This window comes from Pararobbsia alpina, assembly GCF_965118125.1.
GTDB lineage: Bacteria > Pseudomonadota > Gammaproteobacteria > Burkholderiales > Burkholderiaceae > Pararobbsia > Pararobbsia alpina_A.
Genome location: NZ_OZ221288.1, coordinates 498310 through 513636, shown reverse-complemented (window position 1 = coordinate 513636; position 15327 = coordinate 498310). Strand labels below are relative to the sequence as shown.

At 59.6% G+C, this 15327-nt stretch carries 14 protein-coding genes; 12 read left to right on the top strand and 2 right to left on the bottom strand.

The features are described 5' to 3' along the window. Positions 1-58: 58 nt before the first annotated feature. Positions 59-844, bottom strand: coding sequence for a hypothetical protein (locus ACMFWR_RS20745; protein WP_413196573.1), 786 nt, complete (start codon positions 842-844; stop codon positions 59-61). A gap of 463 nt (positions 845-1307) precedes the next feature. Here ACMFWR_RS20745 and gspF point away from each other — a divergent pair, with 463 nt between their 5' ends. From gspF to ACMFWR_RS20730, 3 genes are all read left to right on the top strand, one after another. Continuing rightward, positions 1308-2525 (top strand): type II secretion system inner membrane protein GspF, encoded by a 1218-nt coding sequence (gspF, locus tag ACMFWR_RS20740; RefSeq protein WP_413196572.1) that lies wholly within the window; start codon positions 1308-1310, stop codon positions 2523-2525. A gap of 7 nt (positions 2526-2532) precedes the next feature. Beyond that, positions 2533-3051 (top strand): GspH/FimT family pseudopilin, encoded by a 519-nt coding sequence (locus tag ACMFWR_RS20735; RefSeq protein WP_413196571.1) that lies wholly within the window; start codon positions 2533-2535, stop codon positions 3049-3051. 542 nt (positions 3052-3593) lie between these two features. Continuing rightward, positions 3594-3836 carry a type II toxin-antitoxin system prevent-host-death family antitoxin gene (locus ACMFWR_RS20730; RefSeq protein WP_413196570.1) on the top strand — a complete coding sequence of 81 codons (243 nt, stop codon included), beginning with the start codon at positions 3594-3596 and terminating at the stop codon, positions 3834-3836. Positions 3837-3948: 112 nt separating this feature from the next. Here ACMFWR_RS20730 and gspK read toward each other — a convergent pair whose 3' ends face one another. Beyond that, positions 3949-4995, bottom strand: a complete 1047-nt coding sequence (gene gspK, locus ACMFWR_RS20725) for a type II secretion system minor pseudopilin GspK (protein ID WP_413197304.1) — start codon at positions 4993-4995, stop codon at positions 3949-3951. Positions 4996-5523: 528 nt separating this feature from the next. On the opposite strand from gspK, the gene ACMFWR_RS20720 reads away from it, so the two are divergent. The 9 genes from ACMFWR_RS20720 (at position 5524) to ACMFWR_RS20680 (ending at position 15326) form a co-directional block, all read left to right on the top strand. Next, a complete protein-coding gene (locus ACMFWR_RS20720; protein ID WP_413196569.1) occupies positions 5524-7209 on the top strand; it encodes a ShlB/FhaC/HecB family hemolysin secretion/activation protein in 1686 nt (561 codons plus the stop codon). An 82-nt stretch (positions 7210-7291) separates the two neighbouring features. Next, positions 7292-9067 carry a DUF2341 domain-containing protein gene (locus ACMFWR_RS20715; protein WP_413197303.1) on the top strand — a complete coding sequence of 592 codons (1776 nt, stop codon included), beginning with the start codon at positions 7292-7294 and terminating at the stop codon, positions 9065-9067. Positions 9068-9194: 127 nt separating this feature from the next. After that, positions 9195-9605, top strand: a complete 411-nt coding sequence (locus ACMFWR_RS20710) for an ExbD/TolR family protein (RefSeq protein WP_413196568.1) — start codon at positions 9195-9197, stop codon at positions 9603-9605. Positions 9606-9614: 9 nt separating this feature from the next. Next, positions 9615-10337, top strand: a complete 723-nt coding sequence (locus ACMFWR_RS20705) for a TonB family protein (RefSeq protein WP_413196567.1) — start codon at positions 9615-9617, stop codon at positions 10335-10337. A 102-nt stretch (positions 10338-10439) separates the two neighbouring features. Further along, on the top strand, positions 10440-12260 hold the full coding sequence (locus ACMFWR_RS20700; RefSeq protein WP_413196566.1) for a putative porin: 1821 nt from the start codon (positions 10440-10442) through the stop codon (positions 12258-12260). Positions 12261-12290: 30 nt separating this feature from the next. Further along, positions 12291-12977 carry a hypothetical protein gene (locus ACMFWR_RS20695; protein ID WP_413196565.1) on the top strand — a complete coding sequence of 229 codons (687 nt, stop codon included), beginning with the start codon at positions 12291-12293 and terminating at the stop codon, positions 12975-12977. A 255-nt stretch (positions 12978-13232) separates the two neighbouring features. Next, positions 13233-13763: a YbjN domain-containing protein gene (locus ACMFWR_RS20690; protein WP_413196564.1), complete on the top strand. Its 531-nt coding sequence runs from the start codon at positions 13233-13235 to the stop codon at positions 13761-13763. Further along, on the top strand, positions 13760-14179 hold the full coding sequence (locus ACMFWR_RS20685; protein WP_413196563.1) for a hypothetical protein: 420 nt from the start codon (positions 13760-13762) through the stop codon (positions 14177-14179). The genes ACMFWR_RS20690 and ACMFWR_RS20685 overlap by 4 nt, the downstream gene beginning before the upstream one ends. A gap of 256 nt (positions 14180-14435) precedes the next feature. Beyond that, complete coding sequence (locus ACMFWR_RS20680) at positions 14436-15326, top strand: peptidylprolyl isomerase (protein ID WP_413196562.1); 891 nt, start codon at positions 14436-14438, stop codon at positions 15324-15326. The last annotated feature ends 1 nt before the right edge of the window (position 15327 follow it).

Here is a 15327-nt window from a genome sequence, read left to right as displayed (position 1 = left end):
AGGAACAATTAACGCTGTGACAATCCCAACGCGTTATTTTTTCCGGTTTGAGATCCCTCTACGCTTCGAGCTCAAAGGCCTCATCACGATCGGATCCTGAACGTCGATTCAGGAACGCCTGGAACGTCTGCTTTTCGCCGCTCATGATTCGCGGCGCGTCTCCGTTCAGGAACTCGCTCGTCATCGGAATCTCTGTCCAGTCCGTCAGATGACGCGTCTCCGGAAAGCGCCCCGGCTGGACGTTTCTATAGCGAAGCCGATACAACCGCGCAGGCATATCGCGAGGCCCATGCAGATCGCTGACGGCTTGCACGGACGAGTCGAACCAGAACCGAAACCAGATACGGGGTGTCTCCGCCGAAGCAATCATGGAACCTGCGAGCGCGAGAAACAGGTAAGGAATATCGCTTTGCTCGAGCGCCTCGCAAGCCCATATGTGCAAGACATCAGCGTGCGCAATTCCCCGCGTAAAGCGCTCTATGCTGTACGCCGGTGCGAGTTCCCGGACGCGCTGAAAATGCCAGACCCACTTGTCAAGAAAGAGGCCTCGCGCCTTGAGTTCGCGCGCGGGATCACGAGGGATGCTCGTTTGGGCCAGGGTGTCAGGCACCAGCGCGCTAACCAGCGGGCAGGGCTCGGCCAGACGGGAAGGGTGGCTGAAATGAAGTGTCTGGGCGCGATCGTGCGCTCGCACGAGTTCGACGCATTCGCCGCATATCGGACATAGCGCAGGCGGCTGGGACGCCGAGCTCAAATGACCAAAGGCCTTGCGATAGGCTTCGACGCTCAATTGCTCGCACGTGTCCGGATGCAATGCATAAGGCAGTAGCGGATGGTCCTTCATAAGCCCTCATGCGCAGTAGTGCATTCGGGCGTCTTGCCAGCCAGGGCGAAGAAATCGCCGTGATATTCGCGGCTGTTGCTTCGCTCTCCATGTGAAGCCGTTCCTCGTTTCGCCATATTGTGCTTGTGCCGCCATGGTATGCCGAACTGAAATGGCATACCGTATAACGGCTTTTTTTGTCGTGATGAATATTGAGTCAGCGTAGGCGGTCGGCAGGACACAACGATGAACGATTGTCCTTATAACGCAGCGTCAAGGACGTTGTACCAAATGGCGCGACGACGGAAGTCGAGCACATGCAGCCAGACGTCCAATGCGAGAAGCGAGAACGAAAAGTACGTTCAATCGGACATGGTCATGAAGCAGTTTGGGCCTACGGTGTTTCGTCATTCATGCGCGCGTTTCTATTCTTTGGCGCGCAATTCATTCCTGTCCAACGGCCTCGTCGGGAGTCGACTCCGCCATGCCTGCATTTCGCTTTGAAGCTATCGACGTTGCAGGAAAAGCCAGGAAAGGTGTCGTTGAGGCCGACAGCGCGCGTAGCGCGCGTACGCAGTTGCGGACCCAGGGACTGGCACCCATCGCAGTGGAACTCGCCGCGACAAGGGCTCGCGGTGCACGCATGCAGCGGCTCTCGTTCGGACGCGGATTGTCCGCCCGGGAGCAGGCGATCATCACTCGACAGCTTGCCAGTTTGCTGACTGCAGGCTTGCCTCTCGGCGAAGCCCTAACCGTGCTTTCCGACCAGGCCGAACGTGACTATGTTCGCGAGCTCATGGCTGCAATCCGCGGCGAAGTGGTTGGGGGCCATGCACTGGCCAATGCGTTATCACGTCACCCAAAAGACTTCCCTGATATCTATCGCGCGCTGGTGTCCGCTGGCGAAAATACGGGCAAGCTCGGTACCGTGCTCACGCGTCTCGCCGACTATATCGAGCAACGCAACGCGCTCAAGCAGAAGATCGTGCTTGCATTCACCTATCCGGGCATCGTGACGATCATCGCGTTCTGTATTGTCATGTTCCTGCTGAGCTACGTCGTTCCGCAGGTCGCCAATGTCTTTACCAGCACGAAACAGCAGCTGCCGTTTTTGACGGTGTTGATGATGACCTTATCGGACATGGTTCGCAAAGGTTGGTGGATGTTTCTGCTCGCTGCGATCTTTGTCGTGTACGTCGTGCGCGCAATATTCGCGCAGCCCAAGCCGCGGCTGGCGTTCGATCGATGGGTATTGACGGCGCCGTTGTTCGGCAAGCTGATTCGGGGCTATAACACTGTGCGCTTTGCAAGCACGCTTGGGATTCTGACCGCAGCAGGCGTGCCGATTTTGCGCTCGCTGCAGGCGGCCGGCGAAACGCTGAGCAATCTGGCCATGCGCGGGAACGTGGAGAGCGCGATCATTCGCGTGCGCGAAGGTTCGTCGCTGTCTCGTGCGCTGGGCAATACGCGCATGTTCCCGCCGGTGCTCGTGCATATGATTCGCTCGGGCGAAGCGACAGGCGATGTCACCACAATGCTCGATCGCGCTGCCGCTGGTGAATCGCATGAGCTCGAACGCCGCACGATGTTTCTGACAAGTCTGCTCGAGCCGCTGCTCATTCTCGCGATGGGCGGCATCGTGCTCGTGATCGTGTTGTCAGTGATGTTGCCGATTATCGAGCTCAACAACCTTGTATCGTGAGCTCGGCGTGTTGAATACGATTCGCAATTCGCGGGAAGCGGGGCCATGCAGTCGGGCGCACCACCGGACGGCGAGTGGCTTCACGCTCATTGAGATGCTTGTCGTCTTGTTGATCGCGGGCATTCTCATTTCCCTCGTCGCGCTGTCGCCATCGCTCAACCGCAAGTCCGGCCTCAACGAAGAAGCTCAGCGTCTGGCGACGATGCTCGCGTCTGCCGATGATGAAGCGCAAGTTCGTTCAGCCCGGATCGCCTGGGAACCCATCGCCGGCGGCTACCGTTTCGTTCAGGCGACGGAGAGCGGTGGCTGGGCGCCGATTCGTGACGACCTGCTCAAGCCTCATCGGTGGGGCGTCGACATCACGCGGGTGGGTATTGAATACACAGGTGGGCATGGCTCACCGACGCGGATCGTCTTCGGTGAGGAAAGTATCTCTGTACCCGTCACGATCACACTGTCCGCGGGCGACACACGGCTCGAAGTGATCAGCACGGGGATCGGAAGCTTCGCCGTGCGGCAACCTTAATTGCGACCTCGTCATTGGCACGTTGGGCGTACGCAACGAATTTGTTCTTCCTTGCGGGAGCGCCCGAGTGCATAAACATTTCGAAAAAGAATCAAATAACAAAATGGCACACCGACATACACGCTAGTTATTTCGCGGAGTTCCGGGTTTGTGAATTTATTAAATCCGAGGGAAATCCGCTCCAAATAACGGTGTTCATAGAATTTACAAATATGACGCTCGCGTGTGGAAATGTACTAACAATTTTTTTGATCAAATTTTCGTTTAAATACTGAGATTTAGGTTCTGACCATTCCATCCTGCAAAATTGTACGTACATCGCCTTGCACTCGACCAATGAGCGATCACGGGTGCCAGGACACCATTAATTCGACCCATTCATAATCCTGTGAAAATATTTGTCGAGCTATCTTGTGAATCCAAATCGCCGTATATAGAATCATCCGACCAATAACGAAACCGTCAGGTGCAAGCGTTGTCAGGAGTAAAAACAACCGCTTGGAGTTTTCTGACGAATGGCACACACCAGTAGAGGGCTCACCGTGAAGTCTTTCCTTGACCAGCACGCACTTGCAATTCCCACACGCGAATTCAGCAAGAACCCATCGAAAGCGCTGCGCAACGCAAGCGAGCAGCCGGTGATGGTGACGAAGTATGGCCATCCCGTTGCATGCCTGGTGTCGATCGACTACTGGAACGACTTGCTTCAGGAGCAACGCGAGCTTGTGCTCGAGCGCCAGATCAATGGCGAGAACGATGAGGCAGGCACAGGACGCGCTGGTTGACCCAACCAGCTGCTGGGCGTTGATGCGACGTTTCCCGCCTGTTTAGCGGTTCTGTGCGCGGTTTAGCGAATGGCCAGAGCGCCAGCTCTGTCTGATGCCGCTGGACCTGACCCTACGCCGCAATGCGATGCGCCCAGACGACGGTCGTCCATGCAAAGTTTCCTATCCCGTGACGGGCGATCAGCGTATCGATGCGGGTATTGATCTTCGCTGAATGGATCCGGCAGTGGACTAAGAAGTAGTTGCTTGTCACGTCGACGAGCGCGCCGGAAGGCAGGGATGCGCCCGCCTGTGGCGAAAGCACGAGCGCAACGTCACCACCGCTGACGAAATAGGCGCTTGAACGCCGCTGCGTCAGCATCAAGGCCTGGCTTTCTGACAACGTCGGTATCGCCGCAATAATCGCCGTCTCGCTCGCGGTGTTGACGTTGACGTTCGTGAAATCCGGAAGCAATGTCACGAAGTCCGAGAGCACCTTGACCGATTGCGCGCCGTAGCCCGGAATTCGCGCCAGGTCAGCCACGGTGACAAGCTGAAGCGGCCACGAGTTACCGCTGCCGCCGGTCGAAAATCCCTGATCGCCGTTCCCTGTACCGCCTGCCGCGCCAAGCGATCGCAACATGTATTTTGCGGTCTGCTCGGCAAGTGCGGGGTCGAGCGACACGTGCGTCAGCAATCGCCGGTAAGCTTCGACGCCGTTTTGATTGATTTGCCACGGCGCACTCGGAGCAGGGCGCGACACGAGATCCATTACGTTGAACTTGGACTGAGCGTCTTCGATGCTTCCCGATACATAGGCGTCGGCGAGATCACTGTTCACGCGTAGCGCATCCTCAGGAAGAAACCCCGAAATGCGCACATCGTCTACCGGATTCGACCACGACTGTCCGACGTAGGCGACATTCGACTTTCGGGCTTGATCGCGCAACATGACACGCGCCCATTCGACGGCGGCGCGCTCGGCCCACATCGTTTCCACACCCAGACGTTGATTACTGACGTCATGCAGAGCAACGAGCTCGCGCCACGCGACGCTTGCGGCAAGCGTTGCTGCGAGCGCGACGACAAGCAACACGGTGACAATGGCAACACCGCGTGATCGTGCAGGCGGAACCCGGGGCGGCGGTGGAGATGAGCGGCCGCGAGAGCGCGTCGGCATTCCATCGCGCTGAGGCGCGGCCGCGCCGCGGTTATGGAACGAGGGAGCGTCTGGCGCGTCAGTCATCTCATCGCTGCGGTTCATTGGCGACATGCCTATCCTTTTTACGGACGCGCATGCGTATCGACGAACGCCGCGCCTTTCCGATCGTAGCGTTCGCGATGTCAGTCAGGCGTGACAGATGGTGAGTACCTTTAGCCGAACTCCTGACACGCAACGTCTCTAAGATCTCGCGTTTATGCCGACATCGGTCACGCGATCGATTCTTCGGCATCTGTCGTGGTTCTCGCACTGCACTCCCGGCGCGCGATTGATTTTCCGGAAAATGTACTCACCATTTCGAGTGCAGTCATTCCGAAGTGCGACTTTATGTGTGCCAATTGTACGTACATTTTTATATTGATTGGCTGTACGTACATTCGGTCATGTTCGTGTCGCCGCTGGTTTTTATAGTCCACGCCTGAAAAAGATTGCCAGTCGCGCGGTTTGAGTCTGGTTCACCTCACGCACAAGAGACGGAGTGGCGCAATGACGCCAAAGCTTCACGGGGATTTTCTTCATCGCAAACGCAGGCGGCTCGGCACCGTGCTGATGAGCACGATGTCGTTTGGCATTGCGACACATGCGATGGCGCAGTCGGCGCAAACGGCACCCGCGCAAGCAACGCAACCTGCGAGCGCTCAACAGGCTGCTTCAGTCGGCGGACCCAACGGCGCCGAAAACCCCTCGACCGTCGATATCAACGAGTTCATCGTGCGCGGCAATTCGATGCTCAAGCCGATCGACATCGAAAAAGCAGTCTATCCGTTCGAGGGCCCGGGGCGCACGATGAAAGACGTGCTCGCCGCAGCCGATGCGCTGACGCGCGTCTACCAGGACAAAGGCTATCAGGCGGTGACAGTCAGCGTGCCCGATCAGCACGTGGCCAACGGCGTGATCTATCTGCAGGTCGACGAGGTGTCGATCGGACGTGTCCGCGTCGAAGGTGCGAAATACAGTTCGCCGCAGGAAATTCGTGATGCGGTGCCTGCACTTGCCGAAGGCAAGGTCGCAGATTTCACGCTTGCGCAGCAGCAGCTTGGCGACCTCAACAAGAGCGCCGATCGACAGGTCACGCCGACACTTGCTCCCGGTGCGATGCCGCAGACCGTTGACGTGACGCTGCATGTCGACGATCACAGTCCATGGCACGGCAGTCTTGAGCTCAACAACGACCAGAGCCCGGATACCTCGGTGCTGCGCACAGTGGCAGCGCTCAGCTACTCGAATCTGTGGCAGATGGGCCACACGCTGTCGGGCTCGTTCCTCATTGCGCCTCAGCATCCGCGTGACGCCGAGGTTTACACGGGTGCGTACTCGGCTCCGATTCCTGACAGCAACTGGGTGCTGCAGGCTTCGTTGCTGCATTCGAACAGCAATGTCGCCGCCATTGGTGGCACCAGCGTGCTCGGCAAGGGTACGTCGGTGGGATTCAACGCGAGCTACGCGTTGCCTGCGACGGAAACGTATTCGCAGACTGCGAGCGTACAGCTCGACTACAAGCACTTCCAGGAATCGGATTCGATCGTCGGACAGCCCACCACGCAGGCGCCGGTGACGTACGTTCCGGTGACGCTCGCGTACAACGGCGCGCTCAACTATGAGCACGACCGCACGACGTTCGGGACGTCGCTGATGATCAATATTCCCGGCGTCGGCAGCAGCGTTCAGGACTTCGACAACAAGCGCTTCAACGCGACAGCTGACTTTGTGATCGCGAAGTTCGACGCGTCGTTCCTGCATCTGTTTAACCAGGACTATCAGCTGAGCGCACGCGCTTCGGCGCAGCTGGCCAATGAGCCGGTTGTTTCAAGCGAAGAGTTCGCCGCCGGCGGTATCAACACCGTGCGCGGCTACCTCGAAGCCGAGGAAACCGCCGACAACGGCGTGATCGGCTCGGTCGAATTCCGCAGCCCGTCCATTTCTAAGTACGTGAACAGCAATCTCAACGAATGGCGTTTCCACGCCTTCGTTGACGGTGCGCACCTCTGGTTGCTGAGCCCGCTGCCGGAGCAGATCTCGAGCTACAACATGGTGTCGGTCGGTCTGGGCTCGCGCATGCAGCTGTTCAAGTACGCGAGCGCCGATCTCGAGATGGCGTTCCCGCTTAAGGCAGGCACGTACACGCGTGCCTACAACCCGCGGTTCGATTTCTATATCCGCGCCAGTTTCTAATTGTGTCGAGCGGCCAGGAGCGGCCGCCCAGGCGTGAGCCTGTTTTTCGGGGGAGTCGATTGTGAAGCGATTGTTCGTTGTGATGTTGACCGTGATGTCCGCCTGGTTGCCAGGCGTGGCGCACGCTTGGTGGCAGGGCGACTGGTCGTATCGCAAGGCGATCACGATCGACACGACGCCGAAGGGCGGCAATGTCGCGGAATCCGCCGGCCGCGTGCCGCTGCTGATTCGCCTGCATTCGGGCAACTTCCAGTTCGACGGTCTGCAAGATAACGGCGCGGATATCCGCTTCGTTGCCGCGGACGACAAGACACCGCTGAACTACCAGATCCAGCAATACGATCCGGTGCTCGGCGTTGCGCTCGTATGGGTCGATGTGCCGCAATTCCCGGCCGGCACCACGCAGTCGATCTGGATGTACTACGGCAACAAGAAGGCGCCTGAAGCGGGCAAACCGTCCGATACGTTCGATCCGGACTACACGCTCGTGTATCACTTCGAGGACACGTCGGGCACGCCGCCGAAGGATACGACCGCGTTTGCGAACAATGCGCAGACCGCACCGGCACGTATTGCGGAAGACGGCATTCTTGGCAAGGCCGCGCAATTCAACGGCACGAGCACGCTCGCCGTGCCTGCGTCGCCTTCGCTGGCCATCAAGGACGGTGGCGCCTTTACGTTCAGCGCATGGGTCAAGCCTTCGGCACTTGCTGCGCAGTCGCTCGTGTATAGCCGCCGCGATGGTGGCAGCGCACTGTTGGTCGGTATCGACAATGGCGTGCCGTTTGCCGAAGTCGACGGCGGTGCAGCACCTGCACGTACGCCCGCGGGCCAGCCGGTTGCTGCGAATCAGTGGACGCATATCGCTGTAACGGAAGACGGCAAAACGCTGACGCTTTACGTGGGTGGTCACCAGTACGCACAGATCCCGGCAGCGCTGCCAGCCTTGAATTCCCCGGCTGCGATCGGTGGCGACGTTGCCAACGCCCCCGCAGGCTTCTCGGGCTTTGCCGGTGAGATCGATGAACTGCGCCTGTCGAAGGTTGCACGCCCGGCCTCGCTGATCGCCGTCGATGCCATGAGCCAGGGTGCCGAATCGAAGCTTGTCGCATATGGCAATGACGAAAAGCAGTCGGGCTTCGGCTTCGGCTACTTCGGCATCATCGTCAAGTCAGTGACGGTCGATGCATGGGTTGTCATCGGCATCCTGTTGTTCATGGCCGCGCTGTCATGGATCGTCATGTACCGCAAGGCGACGTACGTTGGCAACGTCGACAAGGCCAACGGCTACTTCGTTCGCCGCTTCCGCGAAGTCGCGGGCCGTCACCTTGTTGGCCTCGCTCAAATCGATGAACGCTCGGATGATGGTCGTCGCCTCCGCAATTCCTCGCTGTATCGCCTCTATCGCGCTGGCGTTGCCGAAATCCATAGCCGCGTCGATGGCAACGGCCGCACGTTGATCACAACGGAATCGATCGAAGCCATCCGCGCCACGATGGACGCGACGCTTGTGCGCGAAAACCAGCATCTCTCGCGTTCGATGGTCATGCTGACGATCGCGATTTCCGGTGGCCCGTTCCTGGGCCTGCTCGGCACGGTGGTGGGCGTGATGATCACGTTCGCAGCGATCGCCGCGGCGGGCGACGTCAACGTCAATGCCATCGCCCCGGGTATCGCAGCTGCGCTGCTCGCGACGGTCGCAGGTCTCTTCGTCGCTATCCCCGCGCTGTTTGGCTACAACTACCTGCTGATCCGCAACAAGAACGTGACCGCGAACATGCAGGTGTTCGTCGACGAATTCGTCACGCGCCTGGCCGAAGCGCATCGCAGCCCCGATCACTCGCTGGCAGGCGAATAAGAGACCCGAGTCAGAGACACGAAAGAAGTTGCCCATCGCACGATTTGGCGGTGCCTCGCATGCGGCCAGATGGCAGCGCGAGCAATAACGCGAAGCACCCGCCACGTGCGGTAACGGAGAAACGACCATGCAAGTTCAAGACGACGACAAGCCCTACGACGACATCAACATCACGCCGATGCTCGACCTCGCGTACGTGCTGCTCGTCATCTTCATCATCATGACGACCGCGTCGGTGCAGGGCATCAAGGTCGATCTGCCCAAGGCCAGCTCGTCGGCGAGCCTGGCCAAACCGAAGACGAAGGCCATCACGGTCGCGGACTCGGGACAGATCTTCCTCGACGCGTATCCCGTGACGATGGACGAACTCGAAACGCGACTGCGCACTGAAAAGGCGCTGAACCCCGAGTTTCCGATCGTGCTCAAGGGCGACTCGGCCGTTGCGTATCAGAAGGTCATGGACGTGCTCGATCTGCTGCGCCGCCTCGATCTGTCGCAAGTCGGTCTCGTGACGGGCAAGGCCCATCAAGGCGGCTAAGGCTCGACCATGGACATGACCTATGACAACGGCCCTGGCGACGATCCGGAAGGCGGATGGCGCCGCTGGATCAAGCCGGTTGTGCTTGTCGTCGTGCTCGTCGGCATCGGCGCGTTGATCTGGCATTTCGCCAACGACAAGGCCGCCGTGAAGCGCGCGACCGCGCCGGAAGTGACGACGGTGATTCCGCTACCGCCGCCTCCGCCGCCACCGCCGCCGAAGCCCAAGCAGATCGAAAAGCCGGAAGAGCAGGCGAAGGCACCGGTCGAGCGCCCGACGGACGCACCGAAGCCCGCTGCGCCGCCGAAGCCGGCCGACAGTCAGCCGCAGCAGATGACCATGAATGCGCCTGCGCAAGCGGGCAACGACGGTTTCAACATCTCCGCGGGCAACGGTGGCGGTATGGGCGCACCGGGCAGCGGAGACGGCACCGGTGGCTTTGCGACGGCGACGTACGGGCAATACATCGGCTACGTGCTGCAGCAGGCCGTCGAGAAAGACAAACGCGTACAGGCATCGGGCGGGACGTCCCGCTTCGATGTGAAGCTGAATCTGTGGATGGAACCGTCGGGCGCGATCACCAAGGTGTCGATCGTTCAGTCGACGGGAGATACGCAGCTCGATGACGCCATTGCGAGCGCCATTGAAACGATCGGCCACGTCGATTCGCCTCCGCCGGCGGCGACGACGTATCCGGTGCTCGTGAGATTACAGGGGCGCAAGGCGGGCTGATCCAGAACACGCGGTCCGAATACCACACCGACACGGTCTGCCGACTGTGCCGCAGGCGGTGTTCGCCCTCGAAAAAACGAACACGTTATGTGGAGAATGGGAATGTCGAACATCACGGCACGGGGATGCCGGAACCGCGAGCTCGCCACGAGCCGCTTCCGGCACACACGCGCATGCACGGCGGTGCTTGCTGCAATGAGCTTTTCGGTTGGAGCGCACGCGCAATCGTTGGCAACGCAAGCGGCCGATAACGCCGCGGCGACTGCGGCGCCGACCGAGAACACGGTCATCAACCTGATCAATCTGCTCGTCAAACGCGGCGTGCTCACGCAGCAGAACGCGAACGACCTGATTCATGAGGCGCAGACCGAAGCGGCGCAAGCTAAAGCTGCTGCGGCCAATTCGAAGCCAAGTGGCGTGGCCGTTGCGGGCGTTGCTGCTCAGCCGGGTGAGGTCGCCGTTCCCTACGTGCCGGAGGTCGTGCGCGACCAGATCAAGGAACAGGTCAAGCAGGAAGTCATCGCGCAGGCCAAGAGCGAAAACTGGGCAACGCCGAATACGTTCCCGGATTGGGTCTCGCGGATCACGATCAGCGGGGACGTTCGGGTGCGCGACGAGTATCACTTCTACTCGCCGAACAATTTCCCGGATTTGATCAACTATGCGGCGATCAACGCGACAGGTCCGCAGGACGTCAATCAAAACACGATCAGAACGTTGCCGCCGATTTACAACACGACTCAAAACCGCGACAACCTTTTGCGCGCCCGCGCAAGGCTCGGCATCGATGCAAACATTTCGGAGCAGTTGACGGTGGGCATGCAGCTCGCCTCCGGTCCGAACAACTTCACCACCGGCCCCGTCTCAACGACGCAGACGTTGGGCGGCGGTTTCGATCCGAAGGCGATTTGGCTGAACAAGGTGTACGCGAGCTATACGCCGACGTCGTGGATGAACATCAAGGCGGGGCGTTTCGACAACCCGTTCTTCTCGTCGGACCTGCTGTTCTCGAACGACCTCGAATTTGACGGTATCGCAGCGACTTTCGCTCATGCGTTGCCGACGACGTCAGATGTCACGCTCTTTGGTACGTTGGGCGTGTTCCCGATTCAGTACACGACAGATCTGTTCCCGACGGACAGCCCCGATAAGGGAAGCGGGACCCAGTGGCTGCTCGGCGCGCAAATCGGTGCGAAATGGAAGATCGATTCACGAAACACTGTCAAGGGCGCGATCGCCTACTACGATTTTCAGAACATGAAGGGCGAGTTCTCTTCGCCGTGTGCACTGTATCTGGGTGCGACGTCGTGTAGTACGGATAACGATGCGCCGGCATTCATGCAGAAGGGCAATACGCTGATTGCCTTACGCAACATCTTGCCCGATCCCACGCTTGGGCCAGGTCTCACACCGTTGCCTGAGTTGTTTGGCCTCGCATACAACTATCGCCTGTTCGATACGAAGGTTCAGTGGGACACGCGAATCGCAGACTCCTACAAGCTGCGGCTGGATGGCGAATACGTGCGCAATCTGGCCTACAACGGGAACGACGCGTTTAAGGCACCTTCGCAGCCGGCCAATAACTATTCCACGCCGATCCCGAATCCGACGCAGGCCGACTATCAGAGCGGGCCGAACGGCTTCATGTTCAAGGCGACCCTCGGCGATCCCGAGGTCACCGAACGTGGGCAGTGGAACTTCTCGCTCACATACAAGTACTTGCAGCCTGATGCGGTGCTCGACGGCTTTGACGATCCGGACTTCAACCTCGGTGGTACCAACGCGAAGGGCTACATCATCGGCGGCCAGTACGGGATTGCTCGCAACGCATACCTGTCTGCACGTTATCTCTCGGCACATGAGGTCTTTGGTCCTCCGGTCTCGATCGACGTGCTTCAGCTCGAACTCGACGCGCGTTTCTAAAGCGAGCCTCTGCGAATCATGAAACCGAACATGAGATTCGAATATCTGGCAGCGGTTGCGATTTCGCTGGCGTGCGTCGCAGGGCACGCGTCAGCGCAAAGCATCGAAGAGCGTCTGCGTTCGCAGTTGCGCTCGACAACCGATCAGCTGCATCAGGCCCAGGACTCGCAGGCACAGATGCAGACGCAGCTGACGCAAGCACAGCAGGATCGCGACAAGGCACAGGCTGACCTCAAGGCTGCGCAGGGCGAAGCCGCCAAGGCCAAGCCGAGCGAGGACGACGGTGCGCGTCGAGCATTGGCGGCCGAGAAGGTGGCTCACGACAAGGATCGCGCCGAGCTCGAGAAAATGCGACGCGCGAACGATGAGCTTCAGAAGACCGTGCGCAGCCGTGATGTTGATCTTGCACAGGTGCGCGATCAGCTCAAGGCCTCGGGCAAGCAGGTCGAGGTCTGCACGGCGAAGAACAAGCAGCTCTATGACGTTGGCCACGAGATTCTCGATGCTTATGAGCACATCGATCTCGAGACGGTGCTTAAGACCCGCGAGCCGTTTGCGCAGAGTGCACGCGTCAAGTACGACGAGATCGCACAGGACTATGGCGACAAGCTGTATGGCGCGAAATTCGATCCGCGCATGAGTGCGACGGCTGCGGCATCGACGCCCGCAGCCGCGGCGCCTGCCGCACCGGCAAGCGTTGCGGGTGCGAGTCACTAAGCGCGCGTGCCTCTGCACGAACGGGCTGTTTTCCTAATGACGTCATGCCCGAGAGGCTTGCTGCCTAAAGAACACGATGCCTAAAGGACACGATGCCTAAGAGACCTGGTTCCTAAGAGACATCGCGTTCAAGAGGCAGCTTGCCTAACAAACATCGCCGCGACGACGCACATCGACTGTTCGTTGCGATGCAGAAGCACCATCAACACCGAATCACAGTCCGTGCAACCGGACGCATACACGAAGGAGTCACACATGGCTAAGAACACCACGAATGCAGCAGTGCTCGATCACGTCGAAATTGAACAGCTCGCCGACCTGATGCGCACGGCTGGCTATCGCGTCACGCCGGCCGAACAAAACGGCGTCGTTCAACTCATGAGCGCGAGCCAGGGTGTCGGCTTCGTCGTGCGCTTCGGCAATGCCGGCGCGACACAGGGTACGTATATCGATTACACGCTGAGCTGCGCACTGCAAGTGCAGGGCGACCTGCCGGCTGAACTCGTGCCGAGCTGGAACCGCACCAAGCGCTTCGCCCGCCTTGCTGCGCATGGCCAGTTCCTCGTGCTCGAGATGGATGTCGTCGTCGCAGGCGGCGTCACCGAGCGTCACCTTGCATCGATGGTCGAACTCTGGGACCGCCTGGTTCAGGAGTTTCTGCTCCATCTGCGCAACCGTCCTTCGATGATGGCGGCTGAAGAAGCGCTCAAGAAGAACCCGAACGTGCTGACGAGCGAAGCAGCCCTCAATGCGGGCGACGACGCCGTCACGGCGACGATTCAATGAAACCGGGTTCGCGTCTGCACGCGCTGTGGTTTGCGCTGCTCGCGAGCATCGGTCAGGCGAGCGCGCAGACTGTCCAGCTCAACGAGGCGCCGCCGGCGTGGATCGAATATGCGCAACGCGTCAGCGAGCGCATGCAGAGCGTGATTGGAAGCGAAGACGATCGCGTCGTGGAGTTTCGGTCGTATTTCGCCAAGCAGTTCACGACGCCTGCGGGTCAGCCGCTGGGCAATCTGTTTGTCGAGGTGTGGATCGATCGGTCGGGTCATATCACGCGCGTCGAGTTCGACCCGGATGGTGATCCGGCCGAAATGAACAACCTTCGGCGCGTGATGACGTCGATCGTGATCGGTCTGCCGCCGCCCAGCGATATGAAGCAGCCCGTCGTGGTGAAGCTGGGGTTGGGTGAGCAGACTTGATTGCTTGCTAAGCCGAACCGCGATCAAGGCGTGCGAATGCGTTGGTTCACCGCTGGCTTAAGTTTGAGGTCAAGAGTCGAGATCAAGGCTCGGCGTTGAACGTGGACAGCAGACAGCCCGCTCGAACGAGCGGCTCAGGAAGTCGTTGCAGGGAAGTGTGAGTAGGAAACATCGAGTGAGTGGGGTTGCGCGCCGCACCTTACCGGGTGCGGCCGCTTTTTTGAGCGTGCCAAGGAATTTCGCAAGGGGAACAAGCATGAAAATCGCATTGATCGCAGCATGTGCCATCACGTTGACCGCACCGATGCTGGCTTTCGCGCAGGATGATGTCGTGGCGAGCGTCGGTGACGCATCGGTCACGGGACCGGAGCTCACGCAGATCCTCAAGAACATCCAGCCCCAGGCGCGTGCACAGCTCGCGGCGAACCCGAAGGAACTCGATGTGCTCGTGCATGAGCGTCTCGCAGCCTCCGCTGTGATTAACGAAGCGAAGGCCAAGGGCTGGGACAAGCAAGACAAGGTCAAGGGCATGATCGACGAGGCCGTGCGCGAGACGATCGTCGCCAGCTATCTGCAGTCGGTGGCCGAGCCGCCGGCCGATTTTCCGTCGGATCAAGACATGCAGGCCGCATATGACAAGAACAAAGGCGCGTTCGATGTCCCGGCGGCGGTGCATGTATCGCAAATCTTTATCGCGGCTCCGGCGAGTGCCGACAAGGCAACGATCGATCAGGCGCGCAGCAAGGCCAACGATCTCGCGAATCAGGCGCACGCAGCAAATGCCGATTTCGCTGCGCTGGCCAAGGCCAATTCGCAGGACCAGGCGAGTGCAGGGAAGGGCGGCGATATGGGCTTCGTGCCCAGCACGGCGCTCGTGCCCGAGATCCGCAAGGCGACGGAGTCGTTGAAGGTCGGCGAAGTATCGAAGCCGATTCAGACGCCGACGGGCTTTCATATCGTCAAGCTGATCGAAACGCGCCCCGCTTCGACGCGTTCGTTCGCTGAGTCGAAAGAACAGATCCGCGCAGCGATGCGTCAGCAACGCACGCAGCAGAACGCGGTGGCGTATCTGGCTAAGGCCGGTGGCGGCAATACCGTCGCGATCAACGAAGACGCTGTGCGCAAGGCCTTGAGCGCTGCGCAGTAAC

What these genes read in the sequence shown, in the direction of transcription:
- ACMFWR_RS20745 (WP_413196573.1), bottom strand. Translation starts at nt 844, where the DNA reads ATGAAGGACCATCCGCTACTGCCTTATGCATTGCATCCGGACACGTGC.
- gspF (WP_413196572.1), top strand. Translation starts at nt 1,308, where the DNA reads ATGCCTGCATTTCGCTTTGAAGCTATCGACGTTGCAGGAAAAGCCAGG.
- gspK (WP_413197304.1), bottom strand. Translation starts at nt 4,995, where the DNA reads ATGCCGACGCGCTCTCGCGGCCGCTCATCTCCACCGCCGCCCCGGGTT.
- ACMFWR_RS20720 (WP_413196569.1), top strand. Translation starts at nt 5,524, where the DNA reads ATGACGCCAAAGCTTCACGGGGATTTTCTTCATCGCAAACGCAGGCGG.
- ACMFWR_RS20715 (WP_413197303.1), top strand. Translation starts at nt 7,292, where the DNA reads ATGTTGACCGTGATGTCCGCCTGGTTGCCAGGCGTGGCGCACGCTTGG.
- ACMFWR_RS20710 (WP_413196568.1), top strand. Translation starts at nt 9,195, where the DNA reads ATGCAAGTTCAAGACGACGACAAGCCCTACGACGACATCAACATCACG.
- ACMFWR_RS20705 (WP_413196567.1), top strand. Translation starts at nt 9,615, where the DNA reads ATGGACATGACCTATGACAACGGCCCTGGCGACGATCCGGAAGGCGGA.
- ACMFWR_RS20700 (WP_413196566.1), top strand. Translation starts at nt 10,440, where the DNA reads ATGTCGAACATCACGGCACGGGGATGCCGGAACCGCGAGCTCGCCACG.
- ACMFWR_RS20695 (WP_413196565.1), top strand. Translation starts at nt 12,291, where the DNA reads ATGAGATTCGAATATCTGGCAGCGGTTGCGATTTCGCTGGCGTGCGTC.
- ACMFWR_RS20690 (WP_413196564.1), top strand. Translation starts at nt 13,233, where the DNA reads ATGGCTAAGAACACCACGAATGCAGCAGTGCTCGATCACGTCGAAATT.
- ACMFWR_RS20685 (WP_413196563.1), top strand. Translation starts at nt 13,760, where the DNA reads ATGAAACCGGGTTCGCGTCTGCACGCGCTGTGGTTTGCGCTGCTCGCG.
- ACMFWR_RS20680 (WP_413196562.1), top strand. Translation starts at nt 14,436, where the DNA reads ATGAAAATCGCATTGATCGCAGCATGTGCCATCACGTTGACCGCACCG.